At 44.0% G+C, this 22,788-nt stretch carries 18 protein-coding genes; 6 read left to right on the plus strand and 12 right to left on the minus strand.

Going from position 1 to position 22,788, the window contains the following annotated elements:
* Positions 1–236 precede the first annotated feature (236 nt).
* Positions 237–1,049, plus strand: coding sequence for an SDR family oxidoreductase (locus RTS09_RS00365; RefSeq protein WP_253852186.1), 813 nt, complete (start codon positions 237–239; stop codon positions 1,047–1,049).
* A 115-nt stretch (positions 1,050–1,164) separates the two neighbouring features.
* Here the strand turns inward: RTS09_RS00365 and msrAB are convergent, their stop codons facing one another.
* Entirely contained in the window at positions 1,165–2,895 is a 1,731-nt protein-coding gene (gene msrAB / locus RTS09_RS00370) for a bifunctional peptide-methionine (S)-S-oxide reductase MsrA/peptide-methionine (R)-S-oxide reductase MsrB (RefSeq protein WP_312533159.1), read from the minus strand.
* Between the two features lie 326 nt (positions 2,896–3,221).
* Between msrAB and RTS09_RS00375 the strand changes: the two genes are divergently transcribed.
* Positions 3,222–4,529: a sensor histidine kinase gene (locus RTS09_RS00375; protein ID WP_312533161.1), complete on the plus strand. Its 1,308-nt coding sequence runs from the start codon at positions 3,222–3,224 to the stop codon at positions 4,527–4,529.
* A 9-nt stretch (positions 4,530–4,538) separates the two neighbouring features.
* A complete protein-coding gene (locus tag RTS09_RS00380) occupies positions 4,539–5,099 on the plus strand; it encodes a response regulator transcription factor (protein WP_312533164.1) in 561 nt (186 codons plus the stop codon).
* A 210-nt stretch (positions 5,100–5,309) separates the two neighbouring features.
* Here the strand turns inward: RTS09_RS00380 and RTS09_RS00385 are convergent, their stop codons facing one another.
* From RTS09_RS00385 to RTS09_RS00420, 8 genes are all read right to left on the minus strand, one after another.
* Positions 5,310–5,522, minus strand: coding sequence for a cold-shock protein (locus tag RTS09_RS00385; RefSeq protein ID WP_007116258.1), 213 nt, complete (start codon positions 5,520–5,522; stop codon positions 5,310–5,312).
* Positions 5,523–5,866: 344 nt separating this feature from the next.
* Complete coding sequence (locus RTS09_RS00390) at positions 5,867–6,598, minus strand: glycosyltransferase family 2 protein (RefSeq protein ID WP_312533166.1); 732 nt, start codon at positions 6,596–6,598, stop codon at positions 5,867–5,869.
* Between the two features lie 14 nt (positions 6,599–6,612).
* Complete coding sequence (locus RTS09_RS00395; protein ID WP_138019072.1) at positions 6,613–7,215, minus strand: class I SAM-dependent DNA methyltransferase; 603 nt, start codon at positions 7,213–7,215, stop codon at positions 6,613–6,615.
* Positions 7,208–8,029, minus strand: a complete 822-nt coding sequence (locus tag RTS09_RS00400; protein WP_312533169.1) for a PIG-L deacetylase family protein — start codon at positions 8,027–8,029, stop codon at positions 7,208–7,210. Before RTS09_RS00400 ends, RTS09_RS00395 begins: the two co-directional genes overlap by 8 nt.
* On the minus strand, positions 8,017–9,114 hold the full coding sequence (locus RTS09_RS00405; RefSeq protein ID WP_312533172.1) for an acyl-CoA dehydrogenase: 1,098 nt from the start codon (positions 9,112–9,114) through the stop codon (positions 8,017–8,019). The genes RTS09_RS00400 and RTS09_RS00405 overlap by 13 nt, the downstream gene beginning before the upstream one ends.
* A gap of 54 nt (positions 9,115–9,168) precedes the next feature.
* Positions 9,169–10,584 (minus strand): alpha,alpha-trehalose-phosphate synthase (UDP-forming), encoded by a 1,416-nt coding sequence (locus RTS09_RS00410; protein WP_312533175.1) that lies wholly within the window; start codon positions 10,582–10,584, stop codon positions 9,169–9,171.
* Entirely contained in the window at positions 10,572–11,405 is an 834-nt protein-coding gene (otsB, locus tag RTS09_RS00415; protein ID WP_312533178.1) for a trehalose-phosphatase, read from the minus strand. Before otsB ends, RTS09_RS00410 begins: the two co-directional genes overlap by 13 nt.
* A 63-nt stretch (positions 11,406–11,468) precedes the next feature.
* The gene (locus RTS09_RS00420) at positions 11,469–12,632 is read right to left on the minus strand and encodes a zinc-dependent alcohol dehydrogenase (RefSeq protein WP_065252466.1); all 1,164 of its coding nucleotides are present in this window, start codon (positions 12,630–12,632) and stop codon (positions 11,469–11,471) included.
* A gap of 669 nt (positions 12,633–13,301) precedes the next feature.
* Between RTS09_RS00420 and clpB the strand changes: the two genes are divergently transcribed.
* From clpB to RTS09_RS00435, 3 genes are all read left to right on the plus strand, one after another.
* Entirely contained in the window at positions 13,302–15,899 is a 2,598-nt protein-coding gene (clpB, locus tag RTS09_RS00425; protein WP_312533183.1) for an ATP-dependent chaperone ClpB, read from the plus strand.
* A 106-nt stretch (positions 15,900–16,005) separates the two neighbouring features.
* Complete coding sequence (dcd, locus tag RTS09_RS00430; RefSeq protein WP_219331062.1) at positions 16,006–16,581, plus strand: dCTP deaminase; 576 nt, start codon at positions 16,006–16,008, stop codon at positions 16,579–16,581.
* 193 nt (positions 16,582–16,774) lie between these two features.
* A complete protein-coding gene (locus tag RTS09_RS00435; RefSeq protein ID WP_312533188.1) occupies positions 16,775–17,017 on the plus strand; it encodes a hypothetical protein in 243 nt (80 codons plus the stop codon).
* A 61-nt stretch (positions 17,018–17,078) separates the two neighbouring features.
* Here RTS09_RS00435 and RTS09_RS00440 read toward each other — a convergent pair whose 3' ends face one another.
* The 3 genes from RTS09_RS00440 to RTS09_RS00450 all read right to left on the minus strand — a co-directional run bounded on the left by RTS09_RS00440 (position 17,079) and on the right by RTS09_RS00450 (position 22,786).
* On the minus strand, positions 17,079–18,863 hold the full coding sequence (locus RTS09_RS00440; protein WP_312533191.1) for an acyl-CoA dehydrogenase C-terminal domain-containing protein: 1,785 nt from the start codon (positions 18,861–18,863) through the stop codon (positions 17,079–17,081).
* A gap of 136 nt (positions 18,864–18,999) precedes the next feature.
* Positions 19,000–20,793: an acyl-CoA dehydrogenase C-terminal domain-containing protein gene (locus RTS09_RS00445; protein ID WP_312533194.1), complete on the minus strand. Its 1,794-nt coding sequence runs from the start codon at positions 20,791–20,793 to the stop codon at positions 19,000–19,002.
* 148 nt (positions 20,794–20,941) lie between these two features.
* Positions 20,942–22,786, minus strand: coding sequence for a putative bifunctional diguanylate cyclase/phosphodiesterase (locus tag RTS09_RS00450; RefSeq protein WP_312533197.1), 1,845 nt, complete (start codon positions 22,784–22,786; stop codon positions 20,942–20,944).
* Positions 22,787–22,788: the final 2 nt, after the last annotated feature.

Genomic DNA, 22,788 nt, shown 5'->3' on the forward strand with positions numbered 1-22,788 from the left:
AAAGGGTTTCAGTCATCATTAACCATATACCTATACTGTACCTATAGTTTTTCATGTGAGGCATTTAACGCCTATAGCGATATTTGCAGTAGGCTAAACAAGGGTCGTAATGATAAAATCAGCGACTCCTTGATGAATTTTCTTTATTGTTACGATAACTGAGTGGTACAGGCAACCAAACGATGAAAAAACTTGAAAACGCGCTACAAAAAATTGATAAATACGGTCAATTTGTGATGAAAAAACTGGTCAATCGACGCTCATTAGCTGAGCTACAAGGTATCGGTCAAGGCAAAACCGTATTGATTACCGGTGCCAGCTCAGGGATTGGCGCGATGATGGCACGCCGATTTGCTTATCTAGGCTATGACTTGGCAATTTGTGCCAGACGAGAAGAGCGATTAAATGCGTTAAAGCAAGACATTGAAAGCAAGTACCCTATCAAAGTCTCTGTCAAAACTTTGGATGTGACCGATTATAAGCAGATTTTTACGGTATTTGATAGCTTTGTGAGTGACTGCAAAACCCGAGGGAAAACGATTGATAAAATTATCGTCAATGCAGGGGTGGGCGATAGCCGCGTCATTGGTCATGGACGCTTTGAGACCAATCGCCATACCGCGGAAGTCAATTTTATCGCAGCGATTGCCCAGTGTGAGGCGGCGATGAAGATTTTTCGCCAGCAAAACAGCGGTCAGTTGGTGGTCATCTCAAGTATGTCAGCGGTTCGCGGTTTGCCCCGTCATCTTACCACCTATGCCGCTGCCAAAGCGGGACTGGCAAATTTGGCCGAAGGCATTCGCGCTGATATGATGCAGGAAAAACGTCCGATTACTGTCACCACGATTTATCCTGGGTATATCCGTACTGAGCTCAATATCGGTGCCAAATATTTGCCGTTTGAAAGTACAGAGGAAGAGGGCGTCGAAGCAATTGTCGAAGCGATTGAAGCCAAAGTGAATGAAGCCTTTGTCCCGGCATGGCCTTGGCTACCGATTGGGATTGGTATGAAAATATTGCCGCTCAGGGTGATGACCAAATTTTTATAAGCGCATATTTAAAAAATTTTAAATTCTCAGCATAATCAAAAACCCCTTGACAGCTGATGGCTTGTCAAAGCGTTTTTGATATCGATACCAGTCAACGTGCTGCCTAGTTGACTGGCTATTTTACCAAGGGCATAAGTGCGCCATAGCCTGCCGCTTGCATGTCTGCCAAAGCGATAAATTGTAGCGCATCGCCATTGATACAGTAGCGTAATCCGCCTTTATCCTTGGGACCATCATCAAACACATGCCCCAAATGTGAGTTGGCGACCCGCGAGCGCACTTCCGTTCGTGTCATGTTAAAACTGCTATCGGTTGAGGTGGTAATGACGTTTGCGCTAATGGGTTTGGTAAAACTCGGCCAGCCGCAACCCGAATCATATTTATCCGTAGATAAAAACAACGGCTCGCCACTGACGATATCCACATATAAACCTTTAGCAAACAAATGGTCGTATTGATGGCTAAAGGCGCGCTCTGTAGCTGCGTTTTGGGTGATGTCATACTGCGCTTGGGTTAACCGACTTTTTATATTTTTATCGTAGTTTTGATAGCGGCTAGGATTGAGCGCCTCGGTGACCGTCGTGGCAGGCGCTAAGGCTTTGATAACGGGGATTTTTTGATTGGCAAGGCTAATATCAATATGGCAGTAGCCATTGGGATTTTTGCTCAGATAATCTTGGTGATAATTTTCTGCGTCATAAAAATTCGACAAGGGTTTATTTTCTACCACAATTTTTTGCGGATATTTTTTTGCCAAATCGGCAAGGGTTTTATCAATGATTGGCTTATCATTGGCATCGGTATAATAAATGCCGGTGCGGTATTGCGCCCCGCGGTCATTGCCTTGTTTGTTGAGACTGGTCGGGTCAATCACTCGCAAGTAGTACGCCAAGAGGGTCGCAAGATTGGTTTTATCGATATCATAGATAACTTTGACGGTTTCTGCGTGTCCTGAGCCTGCTATCACCTGCTCATAGCTGGGGTTGGCGCTATTGCCATTGGCATAACCTGATATCGCATCGACCACGCCATCCACGCGCTCCATATAGGCTTCTAGCCCCCAAAAACAGCCACCCGCCAGATAGATAGTACGCGTGCGAATCGGGGTTTTACCATCTGCTTGATAATACACACCGTTATGGTTAATCGGTGCTAAAGCCTTGATGCTAGCGGCTTGCTTGCTAGCTTGGTTATTAGCCTGCTCATCAGCTTGGTCAGACTGGCTCGGAGTTTTTGCTTCATTCATGGCTTTGAGCTCTGCAAAGTCGTTGCTAGCATTGTCTGATAAGGCTTGGATTTGTGCGGGGGTAAGATTGCCTTTGACCAGTTTTAATAAATTACCTTGTTTATCCAAAATCGCAAAACTGGGATAGACTTGCACGCCAAATTGTTTAATCAGCTTGCCATTGTTATCCATAAGCACCGGTAGGTTAATATAGTCTTTGGCAAGCACTGTGTACCAAGTTTGAAAATCTTGCGGGGATTTTTCACCCAAATGACCTGGACTGACCACGCTGACGACATTCATATTGGGATACTGCTTTGCCCATGCGTCGCTTTCTTGGAGCGTTGCCAAACACAGCGGGCACCAGCTTGCCCAAAACTTCACCACAGTTGGTTTATTGGGGTCAATGACATGACGACCCATTTTGCCTAATTTGGGATTGATTTGGCTCAAACCTTGTAAGGTTGCTAACGTATCGGTCGGCAATACATCCGCTTTGCTGGTAGCACCCGCATAGCCAGCGTTTTCTTTGGCATTCATTTTTTGACAACCTAGCAACAGCAGGCTGCTGATTAATAGGGTAGCGGTTAAATTCTTAGCACTTTGAGGAAAATTGACCATGGTACATTTCTCATCTATTTGTAAAGCGTCAAAGATAGCTGTGAGTTGGCACTCAAATAAATTTTTGATTACAAACATAAAGTGAGCCTTTATCTGATTGTAACTGAATCAGCAAATAAGCACACTTTAAAGTTTTAAAAATTAACATTAAAAAAATTATGCCATCATCCATAGGGTTTAAAGCGAAAATTTTTGGTGTATTGATGGTTATCCTAGCATTGACTAGCCATTGATTTACTTTTGACACGTTAATTCGCTCAAAGTTCGCTCACAGTGCGGCTGCTTCATGCTAAAATCTTGTTTTATGGTTCGTCAAAAGTTTGTCCATGCATCAAGCCATCAAGAACGTCGCAAAAGCCCCCATGATTGCTCGCTATACTTGGTTAGCTATTATGGTCGCCGCCATGATTTGTGCCGACCAATGGGGCGTTGCCAAACAGCAAATCAATCATCTGCTCGCGATTATCATTATGTATGGGGTCAGCGTTGAGCTAACTAAACGCCTAATAGCTACTCGACACTTTCACCCACAACACTCTTGGCTCATGTTGGCGGGGTTTATCGGGGATTTACTGGCGTGGTCAGCCTTTATTTATTATTCGGGTGGGGCGGCCAATCCGTTGATTACCTTGTTTTTGACGGTGATTGCCGTGGCGTCTATGGTGATGCGCACCGTGCACATCATCGGCTTGTCAATGCTGTCTGTTGGGCTGTATACGCTGTTATGGTATTGTTATGTGCCGCTGACCCTTAACCACCATGATCATGCGGTGGGTCAAAAACTCCATTTACTGGGTATGTTTGGGGTTTTTATTTTTGCGGCAATCATGTTAACCGCCTTAACGGTTTATTTTAAACAGGCGATGAGCCGCAGTTATCAGGCGCTTGAGCAAGCGCAGCAAGCCATTCACCAACAACGTCGGTTGCTTGCCATCAGTAGTCTTGCGGCCAATATCGCCCATGAGATGAGCACGCCGATTGCGTCGATGCAATTACTAAGCGATGATATTGCCCAGCAATTAGAGGAAGACGACGAACTGTTGGATGACATAAAACTGTTACAGTCACAAATCGACGTCTGCCGCCAATCGCTGCACAAGCTCAAATCCCATATCCAATCCAATGCGCTCCCGCCAGCGCAATCAGAGCCATTGGCATGGGTAACGTCATCAAATTTACAAACGCTACTGCCCAAAGTCGTCAATGATTGGCAATTTATTAACCGCCATGTTGAAGTAGCGCTCAATGTACCACCACAACCGATAGCCGTCCCCTTGAGTGAAGAACAGCTGTATTCTATTGTGATGAATATGCTCAATAATGCCATGCAGGCACAAGCCAAAAGGCTTGCTATTAGCGTACAGCTTGCTCAAAACGTGATAATTATTATTGAAGACAACGGGCAGGGTATCGACAGTAGCATGATACAGCGTATCCAACACCAAACTGCTATCGAATCTGATCATGGCTTAGGGCTTGGCTTGACGATTGCCAAAACGGTTATAGAATATGTTGGCGGACACCTTGAGCTGACCAATAAGCAAAATTCACCCCTGCAAAAAAGGTTAGATGATTCAGGTACGTGCGTGAAGATAACGTTACCAGTAATCGATGCGCCCGCCAGTTTGTTGTAGGAGACTAGGTTGCAACACCCACCCCTGTTAGCAGAGACATGGCTTATCATTGATGATGATGAGGTGTTTTGCCGTATCTTAAAAAAGTCGTTGGAAAAACAGGGCAATCAGGTATTGACTGCCAGCAATGCCGATAGCGCGCTACAACTGGCGAAGGAGCAGTTACCCAAGTTTATTATACTGGATCTCAACATCGGTGATGACAACGGCATTCATCTGATTAAGCCATTACTCGCTATTACCCCCACCGCCAAAATTCTAATGCTTACCGGCTATGCCAGCATTGCGACCGCCGTCAGTGCGGTCAAAATGGGCGCGTATCATTATTTGCCTAAGCCTTGTAGCCTGGATGAAATCTATAAAGTATTGGACATCGTAGTAGCCCCTACAAAGTCAATCGGTAGTGCAACAGATGAACGTTTATCACTTGAACATCACGAATGGGAATACATCCACCAAGTATTAGATGAATGCCAAGGCAATATCAGTGAAGCCGCGAGGGTACTAAAAATGCACCGGCGCACACTACAGCGCAAACTACAAAAAAAACGTAAAGTGGATGCGCAATAACCTTTTTTAACCGCACACAGCAGCCCATAAATTGTCAGCCGAGTTAGCCCAATAGTTGGGTGAGCACAAAACACAAAAAAAGCGCGTATAATAAATAAGCGCTTTTTTGATATCTATTTTTTGATATCTAGGCAAATGGCTAATCAATGAATGAAGCGTTATTCACGCCACGCGTTATCAGACCATTTACGATAGTAGGCTTAGCTAACCTTAGATAGCAACGATATTGCTAGCTTGGTCGCCTTTTTGACCTTGGGTCACAACGAAAGATACGCGTTGACCTTCGCTCAATGTTTTGAAACCTGAGCTTGCGATTTGGCTATAATGTGCGAAAACGTCTTTGCCGCCATTGTCTTGTTCGATAAAGCCAAAGCCTTTTGATTCGTTAAACCATTTTACGGTGCCGTTTACAGTATTTGACATAGGATTGTCCTTGATTAGATAGATTTTAAAAGTGGTCATCTGACCCTAAAGCTGGAACTAAGCCACAACACGATTCTATTCGGTATGAAAGAATTGCGGTAGTTTTGATACACGATTGACTTAAAATCTAGGACACAAGCGTAATGGAAACGAACTTAGAATAGACTTAATGTAATGCGATTGAAACTTCTGACTGCTTTCTAGCTGTTGTCCAGTATATAGTAATACCGGCAGATAGCAAGGAATATCACAATAGTTTTGTAAGTGAACTGTGTTAAACCCAACTTTTTACCTTTATTTAAGCCAAAGGCTGGTTTTCATTTAAAACAAAGGCGGATTCTTATTTAAGCCGAAGGCTGATTCTCTAAGCCCCTTAAAAAATGGGCAAACCCTTCATCCGCACGAGCATCAAGGCGACTGCTAGTCACCACGCGTACCAAATTACTCCAAATAATGGGTAAATTGGCTTGCTCAAATTTTTTCACCAAACCCACATCTTCATGGCAAGTTAATTCATCAAAACCACCCACCGCCAGATAATCTTGACTGGCAAAGCTCAAATTTGCCCCATGAATATGGCGATGATCCATACAATCTTGATAATGGGCGAGGTATTGCTGTTTGGTACTCTCTGACAACGCATCCCAACAATCGATGCTCACTACGCCACATATCATGGCTGTGGGCCTAGTGGTGGGCGTAGTTGTGGGCTCAGCTTTTAGATGTTTGATTTGTGCCATTAACCAATCAGCTTCCACCATACTATCGGCATCGGTGCAAGCAATCCAATCAGCCCCTTGCTCAATCAAGTAGCGCACGCCCAAATCCCTGACTTTACCCACGCAGCGAAACTCACAGCGCAGCCAGTCTACGTGGGCGTTTTGCACTTTTGATAAAGTATCATCATCACAACTATCTAGCACGACCACCGTTTGTACCGCTATGTCGCTTGATAGCTGAGCAATCGCCTGTTTAATCGCATCCAAACACGCGCTGATGCTATCGGCTTCATTATGGGCAGGGATGACTATGCCGATTTTTTTGGGTAGCGGCTGTGGGACAGTAGTATTTGCCATAATGCTTTTCTCAGTTATTCCACTAGATTTTCTTGCTTGGCAAGGCTTTGGTGATTGGCTTGCCAAATGGTCAACAAAAAATCTTGGTCAATCACATGGCTTTGCTGACGGTAGTGCAGCTGTTGTTGCAAACTGTCGTGGACTGTTTCGCCTGTCAGTTGAAACCCGTCAATCGGATAGCGCCAATGACAGGCTAAAATCACGCCATTGTCGGTTAATGCAGTGTTGAGCCAAGCGATGACTTCGGTCAGGGCTGCAGGCGCCAAGTAATATAAAATCTCACTGACCACAATCAAATCAAATCGCTCACTGGGCAAATCCTGCGGTATCAAACCTTGCATAACTTGCACATGTGCCTGGTTTTGCAGACGCTCACTGGCAAGTTTGACTGCCTCAAGTTGCCCATCCACACACCGCAAATAATCGCAGCGCTGGGCTAACTGCTCACTAAATACGCCATTGCTACAGCCCAGTTCAATCGCCTTGGCAAAATGCGGGTAGGGCAACAATGACAAGCAAATCGCGCGTTTTCGCACTTCATACCAGCGTTTTTCATATTGCCAAGGGTCGCTACTATCGGCATAAATTTGGGCAAAATACGCTGACACATCAGTCATGAAGATATACCTCAAATGGTTGGCTAAGCCTAGTTAACGTGGTATCTGACAAAATAGGCGCTGTTCCCGTTATTGGGTCAGCATAGATTTGACTGCTAAAACAGCGCATGGCATAACTTTTTCGCTGCGCCTGCAATTCGCTTAAATCAAATCGCCATGCCTTGTGCCAGGGAATACGGCTATCGCCAGGTTTTGCCCAATGCCATGCCCAAATCAGCACTTGATAGCAGGTTAAATTTAACTGACTTTTAAATTCATGGGCAAAACGCTGTATCACTTGCCCAGTGCCTTCATGGTCGGGATGACCATCGTACGCAAATGGGGTGATCAAAATATCAGCGGGCTGAATCAGCGATGTTAACTTGTCAAAAAAATCCGCTTGTCGCCCAAAAACTTCACCATCAGGAAAATTTAAGCTCGTCATCGACACATTGGGCAAATCCAAACTGCTATCGAGCGTTTCAAGCGCAAGCTGGCTTTCAAGTGCTCGGATTTTTGCCAGTTTGTCGGTCGGATATAGCGGTGAGTTAGGGTGGCTTTTCTCGCCTTGGGTGACGCTAACAATCAATATTTGATTACCTTGAGCCACCAACCCTTGCAGCAGCCCGCCACAGCCCAAAATCTCATCGTCTGGGTGCGGCGCAAAAATACACACACGCCGATGGGTGGGAAAATGGGTCGATATATCCAGTCTGGTGAGACTGTCCAACCCTTGCCACGCTTGCCAATCTTGTGCAGATGTGCCGTCGCCTGCAATCAAACGGTCGCCCACAATCGGATGCAGTGGGGCGCGCTTAGAATCTACAGTTGCCATAATGCCCCTTGTGAATCGCCTAGCTGTTCGGCAGTCAATTTGCCAATCGCTTCACTGTCAAATGCGCCATGGGTTTGACGGATAAATACCGATAAATCTGCGGCTAGCCGTGCAAAATGGGCGTTTTTGCAATAAGGCGTTGCGCCCAAGGCTTTACCAACTTTTTCAAGTACTAGCATGGCGGTAGTCTCCACTTGCGCTCTTAAGATACGGATGGGGAGTGCATGACTTTGGCTAGGCTCACTATCGATTAATTGCGCAACTTGATGAAAGTAGGCTTGGGTGACACTGAGTGCTTGCGACACTTCGCCAAGATAAAGCGCTTTAAAGGCTTGGGGTTTTTGCCGATAACTGTCCAATAAAAACTGTGCCAACTGCGCAGCCGCGCCATACCAACAAGCCGCTACTCCTGCTGCACCCTGCCAAAATCCTGGGCGGTCGAGATAAGGGCTGCTACCTTTAGCAATCGCATTTGATATGACTTGGGTGGCGTTAGCGCCTTTTAGATGGAGCGTGGCTGTCGCCGTGTAGGGCATACCTACCGCATACCAACCGCTGTCATCAATGGTCACTTGCGGTTGGTTCATGGCTAACATCAGCAATTGGGCGTTATTATGGGCATCTCGGAAACTAACCAAACCATGATCGACAAAGGTCGCACCCGAACACCACAGTTTTTGTCCCGTGCATGTTTCGCCATCAAAACGCAGTGGGTCATTACCACCTTCTGCTGCCCATACGGCCCATAGGCCTTCAGCGATATCGTCCACGCCCAATTCTGCCAGAATCGCCAATGCATCAAGATGCGACTCAAAAAATTTGACCAAGTTCAAATCACAAGCCGCAACCTGTGCCAATACTTGCCAGCGCTGTAAAGTATTACCGTCAGCAGGCAAGGCAATTTGAGCGGACAAAAGCACCAACTGCGACAAAGTTTGCTTTAATTGTGTGACATAAGCGGCATCACTTAGTTTAGGTGATGTATCAACCGTTCTGCGAAAGTCTTGCAAAATAGCGGTGATTAATTTACTCAAGTCCGATTGGTGATAGTCGGTAGGTAAAGCATGATCCAAAACTGGTGTCATTGTGAGTTTCTCATTGGCTGTTTTGTTGTCTATTTTATTATCTGTTTTATTGACTTATTTGGTTTTATCCATATGGGCTAAATCTGCCAAAAAATGCGCTCGCCACGTGTCAATATCGGTCTCATTGATGCTCTTTAGTAGCGATTGGTGACGTTGTTCCCGTTGTTGTTTGGTCATGGTCAATGCTTGGTATAAGCCCTCTATCATGCTGTCGTTGTTCGTAGGGTCGACCAAGATAGCTTGCTGAAGTTGGTGCGCTGCCCCCGCATTTTTAGACAAAATCAAAATCCCTGCGTTTTGTTCATCCTGTGCGGCAATATATTCTTTTGCCACCAAATTCATGCCGTCTTTTAGCGAATTAACCCAACAAATTTGGCATTGCCTAAATAAAGGCATTAAATTGTCATGACTGACTGGGTCTTCTTGATAGATAATCGGTTGCCAACTGGCAGTAGCAAATTGGCTATTGATTTGCTCAACTAGGGTGTGCACTTGTTGTCGTAACTGTTGATAAGTCTGAATATCGAGACGGGACGGGCAAGCAATTTGATACAGCTGAATTCGTTCAAGATATTGCGGATAACGCTGCAAAAAGGCGGCAAAAGCTTGTAAGCGTTCGGGAATGCCTTTGGTGTAATCCAGTCGTTCCACCGCTAGAATAGTGGTGATGGTTGAAGTGAGATTTTTTAACACAGCTTGGTCTGACAGCGGTTGACTGGCAAGTTCATGAATATAGACAGGATTGATACCAATCGGATAGGCTTGTATTAAGGTGGTATGATTGCCATGGGTAATGAGTGTACGCGCATTTGTTTGCGTAATCTGGATGGCGTGGGGGAGTAGCTTCTCAATCACCGCGACACAATTTTGAGCATCTTGTTGGGTTTGTAATCCAACCACATCATAATCGAGTAATTGATTGATTAAAGTTTGACCATAAGTCAAAAAATCCCACACCCATAACTGGGGAAATGGAATATGCAAAAAAAAGCCAATGCGCTGTTTCATGCCTAAGTCACGGCAATGCCTTGCTATCGCAAAAAAATGATAATCTTGTATCCAAATCATATCGTCAGGCTGTGCGATTTGCTGCAGCTGTTTGGCAAACATACGATTGACAGCTTGATAAACGCTAAAATCTTCACTACTTGATACAATCAAATCCGTGCGGTCATGCATCCCCGCCCAAAGTCGATTATTGGCGTAACCGCAGTAATATTTTTCATATTGCATGGGTGAAAAAGCCGTCGTGACATAGGTGACTTTGTCATGCTGCTCAGTCGCAAATTGGTTGACGGTATCGGGCATATCGCTGATATTTGTTACTACTTGACCGTTCCAACCGACCCAAATACCGCCATCTTTGGCAAGGGCTTCTTGAAGCGCTACTGCCAACCCTCCTGCCACGGCTTTAGGTGACTGTTTATTAGGTAAATTAACCCGATTCGATAACACAATCAACTTTGACATAGGGTCAATAATCCTTGAAGTAACGCGGTAACCGCTGAGATGTCGCTCACATAATAATGGGCATGGGTAGGTTCATAACCGACTTTGACACCAATTCCTTTGATATCACTACCTTTCTTATTTGATGTATCACTATAACTTTGTACAGCAATAAATCCTGCTTCATCGGTCACATCATCGCCAATAAATATCGGACGGCAATGAGGGTGATAGTGGGTTAAAACATGGTTAATGGCACTGCCTTTATCGACCCCTTGCGGCAATAGCTCATACACACATTTGCCCGCTTTAAGCTGCCAATCATTAAAATCATGCCCAATACCTTGCATGATAGTTAAAGCGCTATCGGCAAGTTCGGGATGCTCACGAAAATGGAGTGCCACACCAAAAGGTTTTTGCTCAATGCGCCAGTGTGGACGATCACCAGTGGCGTTAATGACGCTTTGATTAATTTTTTGTAGCTGTGCTAAATTGATGTCCACCAAAGAATAGCTATCGATTAGCGTATCACATTGCAAACCGTGACTACCAATCACCGGCAGTCTCAGCGGCGCTGTCAAGCGTCTAGCATCAGCAACTGACCGCCCTGTCACCAGCCAAATGGGTAGATGATTTTGTAACTGCGCTAAAATTGTTAAATTATCATTGCTGATAAAACTTTGCTGGGGATCGGGGTGAAATTCACTAAGCGTCCCATCAATATCTAATAATAGCAACAAATCAGAAACCCCTTGCACAACTTTGGCTACATTATCGACCAAAAGTTGTGAGGGGCTATTGACTGAATGATAGGTAATGGTATGAAAGTGACTAATGCTCATTTAATCATTCTAAATAAATCAAAACTATCCCTATTAATCAAAGCTATCCATGACGAGGTAAAATTACGGCGTCAAAATCACTTTTCGACACTCTTCTTCACGTTTTTCAAAGATTTCATAACCTTTTGCCGCATCCGATAAATTCATACGATGGGTAATAATCGCTTCAGGCGATAAATCCCCATTTTCAATATGTTCAAGCAGTTGTGGTAAGTATTTATGTACATGAGTTTGACCCATTTTAAAGGTTAATCCTTTGTCAAACGCATCACCCATCAAGAAACCATGAATTGGACCTGCATACACCCCAGGAATACTGACTGTACCACCACGGCGTACCGCTGCCATACACTGACGTAATGCCGCGCCACTTGAGCCTTCAAGCTTGAGGGTAGTTAATACCGTTTCAACCACGCTGCCTTTTGATTCAAAACCAACGGCATCAATCACCGCATCGACACCACGATGCCCCGCAGTTTGCTCAATAATAGCTTCTGCGGCATCAACTTTATCAAAATTGACAGGAATTGCGCCATACGTATCTTGTGCGTACTTCAGACGATAGTCATTGTGGTCAACGATAAATATTTGTGCCGCGCCTAACATTTTGGCGCAGGCAGCTGATAGCAAGCCCACGGGTCCTGCACCATAGATAGCCAAGGTCGAACCTTTGGTAACATTGGCGTTCGTCACCGCTTGCCAAGCAGTCGGCAAAATATCCGATAAGAACAACACTTTCTCATCAGGCAATGAACCTGGAACTTTAAAAGGGCCAAAATTGGCTTTTGGGACACGCACATATTCTGCTTGTCCACCAGGCACACCGCCGTATAAATGACTAAAACCGAACAACGCCGAAGGTGGCGGAATAAGCTTTTTGTTCATCGCCGCGCCTGGACCCTCGTTGGTGGTCTCACAGGCTGCCATCAAATCATTTTGACAAAAAAAGCAGCTACCACAGGCAATTACAAAAGGTATCACCACGCGATCGCCTTTTTTTACCGCTGTGACGTCAGCGCCCACTTCTTCGACAACCCCCATAAATTCATGACCAAAAATATCGCCTTCTTCGGTCGCAGGGATTTTGCCACGGTATAAATGTAAGTCCGAGCCACAAATGGCGGTAGCGGTAACTTTTAAGATAATATCATCTTTGGCTTGTAACTGTGGGTCGGGAACATTGTCGACTCGAACATCTTTGGCACCGTGGTAGGTTAATGCACGCATGGGTATTACTCCTAGTTGTTGTTTTGATGTTATTGTTTTTTGACTGTTATTTCACCAAATAAAGCAGCGCCACTGAACTAATATGTTATGGGGCGTTATCATTTGATGTTGTGCAGAGTAACATGCGCCATGCATGGTTGTTGTCTATTCATGTAGTAGATAGGTTAATGTAATGTAAGTAATCTTAAAATAAACCATTGAAAATATTATATAATTTTAATAATTGTCCATAAAATTTTAGTATCAATTTTTAGCTATGGCTTAAACTTTGGTTCGCGTAATTTTTTTAAAAAATAACGGTCAAGGCGGCTAATAAAAATCAAGCCGCTAATTCGCTATTAGGTATTAAAAGGAAACGCATATCAGCCAACAACAAAAACTCAGTCAGTAAAACTGATTAGGTGTATCCCTTTGGAAGTTATGCATTAAGCCAAAATTTGTTGGTTTATGACTTTATCTACATTTTTATTGTCAATTTTTAATAGGTAACACGATGAATTTTGCAAGCTATTGACCCAAGTGATAATTGAAAACACAGCCATCATCAATCATCAAAAAAAACATTGACAATCAAAAAATTTTAAAGGTGGATATTGAAACGATTTATCAAAACACCATATCAATTTTAGTTCAAAGCTAATTAGTTTAAAGCTAAAAGGAAAAATAATAATGCAATTTGATAGATTTACTAATGCCTTACAAAACGCGGTTCAGCAGGCACAAACGCTTGCTGTCACTCGTGATCATACCGCGATTGAGCCGATTCATTTATTGTCAGTGCTACTCAATGAACCGAGTAATGCCAATGTGTATGAACAGGCAGGCGCAAACTTGAATCAGTTAAAAACAGACGTGCAACAATCGCTCAACAACCAAGCGGTGATTGGTACACCCACAGGTGATGTCAATCTCAGCCCAAATACGGCTAAGATTTTAAATCTAGCAGAGCGCCACGCGCAAAAAGCGGGCGATCAGTTCTTATCTACTGACTGGGTGCTGGTTGCCCTAGCAGAGACGGGCGACACCGCAAAACTGCTCACAAAAGCAGGGGTCAATGAGCCAAAACTAAGACAAGTCATTAATTTTATTCGTGGGGGTGATAAAGTGGATACACAAAATAGCGAAGACCAACGTGATGCCTTAAACAAATATACCATCGATTTAACCGCACGTGCTGAATCGGGCAAACTTGACCCCGTGATTGGGCGTGATGACGAAATCCGCCGTACCATTCAAGTATTATCACGCCGTACCAAAAACAACCCGGTGCTCATTGGTGAGCCGGGTGTAGGTAAAACGGCCATTGTTGAAGGATTGGCACAAAAAATCGTCAATGGTGACGTGCCAGAAGGCTTGCGCAATAAACGCGTATTATCGCTTGATTTGGGCGCACTGATTGCAGGGGCAAAATTCCGTGGTGAGTTTGAAGAACGCCTAAAAGCGGTACTTAACGACCTAGCAAAAAGTGAAGGGCAAGTCATTTTATTCATTGATGAAATTCATACTATGGTAGGTGCGGGTAAAGCCGATGGCGCGATGGATGCGGGTAATATGCTCAAACCTGCGTTAGCGCGTGGCGAGCTGCACTGCGTGGGCGCGACCACCCTTGATGAGTACCGCCAATATATCGAAAAAGATGCCGCCCTTGAGCGTCGTTTTCAAAAAGTATTGGTTGATGAGCCTACCGTGGAAGATACCATTGCCATTTTGCGCGGTTTAAAAGAGCGCTATGAACTGCATCATGGGGTCGATATCCAAGACAGTGCGATTATTGCCGCCGCGCAGATGAGTAACCGTTACATCACCGACCGCAAATTGCCCGACAAAGCCATTGATTTGTTGGATGAAGCAGCTAGCCGTCTAAAAATGGAACTTGATAGTAAACCAGAAGCCTTGGGCAAATTAGACAGCCGTTTGATTCAGCTCAAAATGCAACGTGAAACCTTAAAGCATGAAGATGACGAAGGCGCAAAATCCCAGCTAAAACTGCTGGACACCCAAATCAGCGAGCTTGAAAAGGAATACGCAGATTTAAATGAAATTTGGCAAGCAGAAAAAGCGCTTGTTAAAGGTAGCCAACAGCTCAAAGACGAGCTTGATAAAGCACGTATCGCCTATGAAAAAGCCCAGCGTGAAGGTGACTATGAGACCATGTCAAAACTGCAATACGAAACCATTCCACAACTGGAAAAACGTATTAAAGATTCTGACTTGGCTGAGCAAAAAGAGCAAGCAGGGGAAGCGCCAAGCGTCAAACTGCTACGTAACAAAGTCACCGAAAACGAAATCGCTGAAGTCGTTGCCGCTGCAACAGGCATCCCTGTTACCAAAATGATGCAAGGCGAACGTGAAAAAATGCTGCACATGGAAGAAAAATTGCATGAGCGCGTAGTCGGTCAAGATGAAGCGGTACAAGCAGTCGCCAATGCGGTGCGCCGTAGTCGTGCAGGGCTGTCTGATCCCAATCGTCCCAGTGGTTCGTTCTTGTTCCTAGGTCCGACAGGCGTAGGTAAAACTGAATTGACCAAATCATTGGCAAGTTTCTTGTTTGATGATGAAAATGCCATGATTCGTATTGATATGTCTGAATTTATGGAAAAACACAGTGTCAGCCGTCTTGTCGGTGCACCCCCAGGCTACGTGGGTTATGAAGAAGGTGGGGTATTGACCGAAGCGGTACGCCGCCGACCCTACAGTGTGGTATTGTTTGATGAAGTAGAAAAAGCGCATCCTGATGTGTTTAATATCTTACTGCAAGTGCTAGACGATGGTCGCTTGACCGACAGTCAAGGTCGCGTTGTGGACTTTAAAAACACCGTCATTATCATGACTTCAAACCTTGGTTCGCATAAAATCCAAGAGATGGCAGGCGATAGCTACGAAGAAATCAAAGCGGCAGTGATGAATTCAGTCAATCAGCATTTCCGCCCAGAGTTTGTCAACCGTATTGATGAAATCGTGGTGTTCCATCCATTAGGCCAAGAGCAAATGGCGGGTATTGCAGATATTCAACTGTCACGCTTACGTAAACGTCTTCAAGAGCGCGACATGAATATTGTATTGTCAGATGAAGCCATGAGTCAATTGGTCGCTGTGGGTTATGACCCTGTGTATGGTGCAAGACCGCTAAAACGCGCCATTCAACAAGAAATCGAAAATCCACTATCAGTCAAATTGCTATCGGGCGAGTTTGTGGCGGGTGATACCATCAAAGTGGATGTCGATGCCGAAGGTAAATTGACCTTTGATAAATTGCGTATGAGTTAATTTTCTCACCAAAAAAAACGGCTCTCACTTGAAAGCCGTTTTTTTTCGCCTATGTCTGGCAAATTACAGTATAATTCTGCCTAAATTTGAAATTTGAGGAAATAGAATGTCAATCAAATCCGACCGCTGGATACGCCAAATGGCACAAGAGCATGGCATGATTGAGCCATTTGAAGCAGGTCAAATACGTGTGGGCGAGCAGGGACAAAAATTGGTCAGCTACGGCACCTCAAGCTATGGTTATGATGTCCGCTGTGCGCGCGAATTTAAAGTATTTACCAATGTCCATTCTGCCATCGTTGACCCAAAAAACTTTGATGAGCGCAGCTTTATTGATATCGTGGGCGACGAATGTATCATCCCGCCCAACTCATTTGCCTTGGCTCGTACTGTCGAGTATTTTCGTATTCCCCGCGATGTATTGACCATTTGTTTGGGAAAATCTACCTATGCGCGCTGCGGTATTATCGTCAATGTCACGCCGCTTGAGCCAGAATGGGAAGGGCATGTAACGCTTGAATTTAGTAATACCACCAACTTGCCCGCGCGTATCTATGCCGGTGAGGGCGTGGCGCAAATGCTATTTTTCCAAAGTGATGCCGATGATGTATGCGAAACTTCCTACAAAGACCGTGGTGGTAAATACCAAGGTCAAATGGGCGTGACTTTACCCAAAGCCTAAACGATAAGCAGTAAGCAGTCATATAGACCCACTTCGGTGGGTTTTATATTTTATGGCGACAAATTGTTAAACGCTCAAATTTTACACGAGCTTACAACTGCTTTAAGCTTTCTATTTTTGAATATGTCATACTAACGATGCGCTATCGCTATCGTTTTAAAAAAATAATATCGAACATAAAAAGGATAACACCATGATTGAACTAAGTAATAACTATGTCGCGCTAAATTTGGCAAAATTTATCTATGAAGAAGAAGCAAAACTCACGCCAAATAAACACCAACAAGAAAGTGATATCAAAGAATATATCTTTGAATTATATGAAGAGTGCGTTGCTGTCGTTGAAGAAAACAACTCAGCGGATTATGAATATGAAGACTTTGATTTTGATGAAGATGAATCGTTGGCAGATGACGATGACGATATGCTTCGCTAACATGTTAATCCATAAAAAAAATCGGCTACTAGCGCCGATTTTTTTTATATTTAAGTAGGGATTAAGCAATGGTTGCGGCAAAATAATCGCGGTCAAACGCTGTGATAGGTTGGCTTGTTGCTTTTACCATCGCAATATGCGCATCTAAGCGTGGCAACATACGACCGACATAGTAGTCTGCTAATTTTGCTTTGTTAGCATAGAAATCGCCTTCCTTGCCATTTGCGGCTTCAACCATCAAGCCAAACATATAAGCAAAGCTGACATAACCAAAGGCTTGTAAATAATCAACCGCACAGCCATTGATTTCGTCTTTATTGACCGCTGCCGCTGCTACTACCGCTTTGGTTAAGTCTTCAAGTTTATCCGCTGATGTTAAAATCGCTTGTTTGATGGCATGGTTGGCGTTCATGTTATTAGCAAAATCACGCATTTCTTGCACATACGTTGTCACAAACGCACCGCCGTTTTTCACCACTTTACGACCCAACAAGTCAAGTGATTGGATACCATTGGTCCCTTCATAAATTTGCGAGATACGGGTGTCACGTACGATTTGTTCCATACCCCATTCACGGATATAGCCATGACCACCAAAGCATTGCTGTGCATCAATTGATGCTTCAAGACCACGGTCGGTTAAGAATGCTTTAGCAACTGGCGTCAAAAGAGCAACGCGGTCATCAGCGGCTTTTCTTGCTTCAGCATCATCGGTATATTTGTTGGTATCAAGTTCTTTGGCGACATACATCGCAAAGCAGCGTGAGGCTTCACTGATGGTTTTGGCATTTAACAGCATACGGCGAACATCGGCATGAAATACGATTGGGTCAGCGGCTTTGTTTGGCTCTTGGATACCGCTATCGGCGCGACCTTGGATACGGTCAAGGGTATAAGCTGTGGCGTTTTGATACGCTAACTCAGCCCCGCCGATACCTTGTAACCCCATGGTCAAACGCTCATAGTTCATCATGATAAACATGGACGCAAGACCGGTATTTTCCGCGCCTACCATAAAGCCTTTGGCACCATCAAAGTTCATGACGCAAGTCGCTGACGCTTTGATACCCATTTTGTGCTCGATAGAGCCACAGCTTACCGCGTTACGCTCGCCCAATGAGCCATCGGCATTCACATGGAATTTAGGTACGATAAACAATGAAATCCCTCTTGAGCCTGCTGGGGCATCTGGGGTTTTTGCCAATACCAAATGGATGATGTTGTCCGCTAAGTCATGTTCACCTGCGGTGATAAAGATTTTGGTACCTGTAATATTGTAGCTACCGTCTTCGTTTGGCACGGCTTTAGTTTTGATGATACCCAAATCCGTACCTGCGTGCGGTTCGGTCAAACACATCGTACCTGTCCACTCACCTGAGTAGATTTTTTCTAGGTAGGTTTGTTTTTGTTCTTCAGAGCCTGCGTTATAGATACACATACACGCGCCGCCAGACAGGTTTGGATAGAGCGCGAATGATTGGTTGGCGGTAAATACCATCTCTTCAGCGAGCATAGTCACCATTTTTGGCATGCCTTGACCGCCGTGATTCGGATCGCCGCCCAAACCAATCCAGCCGCCTTGTGCGTATTCGTCAAATGCTGCTTTAAAACCAGTTGGGGTTTTTACTTTGCCTTCACCTAGATATTGTGCCCCTTCTTCATCACCCGAGCGGTTGATAGGCAGTAACGTGTTTTTAGCAAATTTTGACATTTCTTCTAAAATCATATTGACCGTATCACTGTCAACATGGGCTAACTGTTCATTTTTTTGCCAAAAATCGGCTGCATTGAATACATCATTCAAAATGAATTTCATGTCTTGAATTGGCGCATTATAAATAGGCATATTATTTCCTTTTATGGGTTAGCTCGTAATTCGAAATGAGACAAATCCTTAGACAGCTTTTGCTACCTAAGGATTAAATAAACTATCAATGATTCTATCATAATTTTATTACTACACTAGATAGCTTAGCAAAAAATTAGAATTGGAATTCGTCAACGTCCATGCTCATGTATGGCTCGAGACCTGTATCAATACGTTTGACGTAAGTTAAGGTGCGAGGCAATAGTTTTGCAAAGTAGAACTGAGCGGTTTTGATTTTCGCTTGATAGAATTTGGTCTCAGTGGTGTCGCCTTGGAGCGCTTGCTGAGCGACTAACGCCATACGAGCCCATAGGTAAGCTAGGGTGATGTAGCCACTATAGTACATGTAGTCAACCGCCGCTGCACCCACTGCATCAGGATTTTCAGTGGCTTGCATACCAATGCGAGCGGTCAAATCGCCCCATTCTTTATTTAGACGTGCCAGTGGACGAATGAATTCACCCATCGCATCGTTGTCTTTGTTTTCTTCACAGAATTGATAAATGACTTTGCTAAAGTTAGCTAGCATTTTACCTTGTGAACCCAATACTTTACGACCTAACAAATCGAGTGATTGGATTTCAGTGGTACCTTCGTATATACAAGCAATACGCGTATCACGTACGTTTTGTTCCATGCCCCATTCACGGATAAAGCCGTGACCACCATACACTTGCACACCGTGATTGGCTGCTTCATAACCTGTTTCAGTTAAGAAGGCTTTCGCAATTGGGGTTAAAAAAGACAACATTTGGTCAGCGTAAGCTTGTGATTCGCCTTCGCCTTTAGTTACCACATCAGAGAATTGTGATAGATAGTAGACGAGGGCACGACCACCTTCAGCAAACGCTTTACAAGTTAATACCATGTTGCGCACTGCGGGATGGACGATGATTGGGTCAGCCACTTGTTCTGGCGCTTTTGCACCGCTTAATGCGCGCATCGCAAGACGATCTTTGGCGTAGCTTAAGCCACCTTGGAAAGCCAATTCCGCCGCAGTGAGACCTTGAATCGCAGTACCAATACGGGCGGTATTCATAAAGGTAAACATACAGTTTAGACCTTTGTTTTCAGGTCCAATCAAATAACCTTTGGCTTTATCAAAGTTTAGTACCGCAGTTGCAGAGGCTTTGATACCCATTTTGTGTTCAATCGAACCACAGGTGACGGTGTTACGCTCACCGATAGAGCCATCTTCGTTGACATTGAATTTTGGTACGATGAACAATGAGATACCTTTGGTGCCTGCTGGCGCACCCGGTAAACGCGCTAGTACGATATGGACAATGTTGTCTGCCATGTCGTGTTCGCCCGCTGAGATAAAGATTTTTTGACCCGTGATAGCGTATGAACCGTCTTCATTGGGTTCAGCTTTGCTGCGGATAATCCCTAGGTCAGAACCAGCATGCGCTTCAGTTAGGCACATGGTACCTGTCCACTCACCACTGACGAGTTTCAATAAATATTTTTGTTTTTGTTCATCGCTACCGTGGTGCTCAAGCGTACGGATGGCGCCTTCAGATAGACCTGGGTACATTGAGAAAGACCAGTTAGCGGTACCTACCATTTCGTTGACCGCTGAGCCTAATGACAATGGCATGCCTTGACCGCCAAACTCTTCATCGGCACATAAAGAAGGAAAGCCTAATTCACAGTATTGTTTATAGGCTTCTTTAAAGCCTTTTGGGGTATACACATTACCGTTTTCAAAACGACAGCCTTCTTCATCGCCTGAACGGTTAAGGGGTGACAGCTCTGCTTCTGAGAAGCTTGCACCTGCTTCTATGAAACTATCAATCGTTTCTTTATCCGTATGGGCATAGCTAGGAATGGTTTTGTAGTGATCTTCAAATTTTAATAATTCATGCATAACAAATTTCATATCACGAAGCGGTGCTTTATATTGCATACGATATCCTTGATTAGTGTTTTAAAAAGAAAAAAACCTACCCCATTATTAAGGTTTTATATTCCTAAGATAGGAAAATTTGGCAAAGGTGACAAGGTACTAACATGACTATAGGGTCATAAAAAAATCTAATTGGTCAAATTAAAAATTATAGCAAATAGTTTGGTTTATAGTTGGCTTTGAGCCACTCTGTGGTATCTTTACTAGACATGGGTTTACCAAACCCAAAGCCTTGAATCGAATCACAACCAAGACTACGCAGATATTCGATTTCTTCACGGTTAGAGACGCCCTCAGCCAATGCTTGCATGGATAACGAGTGCGCCATCTCAATCACTGATTTGACAATCACTTGTTTTTTTGGGTCTTGTAAAATATTGGTGATAAATAAGCGGTCAATTTTAAGCACATCAATCGGATATTTAATCAAATATTGCATCGCGGCAAAGCCTGTACCAAAGTCATCAATCGATATGCTAAAACCATACTGGCGCAGTTTTGCTAGCATCGCTTGCGCTTTTAATTCATCATGAATTTTGCAGACTTCCGTGATTTCAAAACTGATTAATTGCGCAAGCCAACTATATTGTTGTATCGTCCCTTCAATAAACGCAATAAATTTGTCACTAATTAATTGACGAGTATCAATATTGATACAGATGAGGCAGTTATAGCCCATCTCACGCCATGTCAAAATCTGCTCAATACAAGCTAAAACAATTTTTTCAAATAGCGGCTGCGATGACTTATCGAGCACCTCCGCCAAAAAATCGTTGGGATAGAGGAGTCCAAGGGTGGGGTGCTCCCAGCGCACCAACGCTTCAAACATCGGCAAGTCGGGCTGTGCAAACTCTAACTTAGGCTGAAAGTGAGGCAAAATTTGCTGTTTTAATAACGCATTTTTAAAGGCACTGAGCAAATGAATGTCTTTAAAATTGCCTTTTTGCTGGTTGGCATCATACCAAACACAATCTTCATCACTGATGAGCCGCGCATGTTTTAACGCCGTGTCTGCTTGTAATAGTAATGTCTGAGCATCTTGGGTATGAGTGGGGAAAATCGATGCGCCAATCGACAACCTTAAATAAATTGATTGGTTGTTAATGCTAAAAGGTAAGTCAAATAACTGTTTGAGCGCTGCCACGTAGTGATGTGAGGCATCAAGGTGTTGTACCGAAATCATCGCCGCAAAACTATCACCCCCAAACCGCGAAAAAGTGACTAAACTGGCACCCGAAATTTTTAACGATTTTACCCGTTTGACAAACCCTTGAATCAGCGTATTGGTATTTTCAATGCCAAGGCTGATGTTAAAAGACTGCAATTTATCAATATTGATGCGTAGCAATACCCCCAGACACTCACGCTGATTATCGGCTGTCTGGTAGTAGTCAATACAGCTTTTTAATTTGTCATAAAAGCTATCGTAATTGGGCAGACCCGTTAATTCATCATAATTGTATAGATGTAAGGTGTGGCTAAGCTGCGCATCTTTTTTGGTTAAATTGGTAAGTAGCCCGACATACATCACCCGATTATCATCGACTTCACACACGCAGATATCTAGCCAAACCGCCACTTCAGGTGAATTGTGATAAGAAAGCACTAAATTGGTCGAAATTGATTGTCGATTATCCAGTTTGGTAATGATGGCGGCAATCGCTTGCTGTAAGTGTGGGGCGTAGGTCTTATACGGATAAAAATAAAACGGGCTACCTATCACCTGATCGCGTGGCAAGGCGGTAATGTTTAAAAATTGCTGATTGACACAGATAAAACGTAGCTGTTCATCAAGCATAAAAATGCCATCATGGATTTTTGAAAAAACCGAGGCAAACACCGCATTTTGATGTTCAAGCGAAATTTGTTGATCAAAAAAATGGCTATCGACAATAAACCCATACTGACTTAACTCATCATGACAAAACTTGTTAGCACCCGTAAAGCAATCACGATGGTCTATCGGCATGACTGGATCATTATTCGATGACATGA

The organism is Moraxella sp. CTOTU47618 (assembly GCF_032017425.1).
Taxonomy (GTDB): Bacteria; Pseudomonadota; Gammaproteobacteria; order Pseudomonadales; family Moraxellaceae; genus Faucicola; species Faucicola tetraodonis.

Bases quoted from the DNA above. Each gene is read 5' to 3' on its own strand.
- RTS09_RS00405 (WP_312533172.1), bottom strand. From the start codon at position 9,114: ATGACACCAGTTTTGGATCATGCTTTACCTACCGACTATCACCAATCG.
- RTS09_RS00385 (WP_007116258.1), bottom strand. From the start codon at position 5,522: ATGTCAAATACTGTAAACGGCACCGTAAAATGGTTTAACGAATCAAAA.
- dcd (WP_219331062.1), top strand. From the start codon at position 16,006: ATGTCAATCAAATCCGACCGCTGGATACGCCAAATGGCACAAGAGCAT.
- RTS09_RS00440 (WP_312533191.1), bottom strand. From the start codon at position 18,863: ATGCCTATTTATAATGCGCCAATTCAAGACATGAAATTCATTTTGAAT.
- RTS09_RS00375 (WP_312533161.1), top strand. From the start codon at position 3,222: ATGCATCAAGCCATCAAGAACGTCGCAAAAGCCCCCATGATTGCTCGC.
- RTS09_RS00395 (WP_138019072.1), bottom strand. From the start codon at position 7,215: ATGACTGATGTGTCAGCGTATTTTGCCCAAATTTATGCCGATAGTAGC.
- RTS09_RS00390 (WP_312533166.1), bottom strand. From the start codon at position 6,598: ATGGCAAATACTACTGTCCCACAGCCGCTACCCAAAAAAATCGGCATA.
- RTS09_RS00365 (WP_253852186.1), top strand. From the start codon at position 237: ATGAAAAAACTGGTCAATCGACGCTCATTAGCTGAGCTACAAGGTATC.
- msrAB (WP_312533159.1), bottom strand. From the start codon at position 2,895: ATGGTCAATTTTCCTCAAAGTGCTAAGAATTTAACCGCTACCCTATTA.
- RTS09_RS00445 (WP_312533194.1), bottom strand. From the start codon at position 20,793: ATGCAATATAAAGCACCGCTTCGTGATATGAAATTTGTTATGCATGAA.
- RTS09_RS00410 (WP_312533175.1), bottom strand. From the start codon at position 10,584: ATGTCAAAGTTGATTGTGTTATCGAATCGGGTTAATTTACCTAATAAA.
- clpB (WP_312533183.1), top strand. From the start codon at position 13,302: ATGCAATTTGATAGATTTACTAATGCCTTACAAAACGCGGTTCAGCAG.
- RTS09_RS00400 (WP_312533169.1), bottom strand. From the start codon at position 8,029: ATGGCAACTGTAGATTCTAAGCGCGCCCCACTGCATCCGATTGTGGGC.
- RTS09_RS00420 (WP_065252466.1), bottom strand. From the start codon at position 12,632: ATGCGTGCATTAACCTACCACGGTGCCAAAGATGTTCGAGTCGACAAT.
- RTS09_RS00435 (WP_312533188.1), top strand. From the start codon at position 16,775: ATGATTGAACTAAGTAATAACTATGTCGCGCTAAATTTGGCAAAATTT.
- otsB (WP_312533178.1), bottom strand. From the start codon at position 11,405: ATGAGCATTAGTCACTTTCATACCATTACCTATCATTCAGTCAATAGC.
- RTS09_RS00450 (WP_312533197.1), bottom strand. From the start codon at position 22,786: ATGTCATCGAATAATGATCCAGTCATGCCGATAGACCATCGTGATTGC.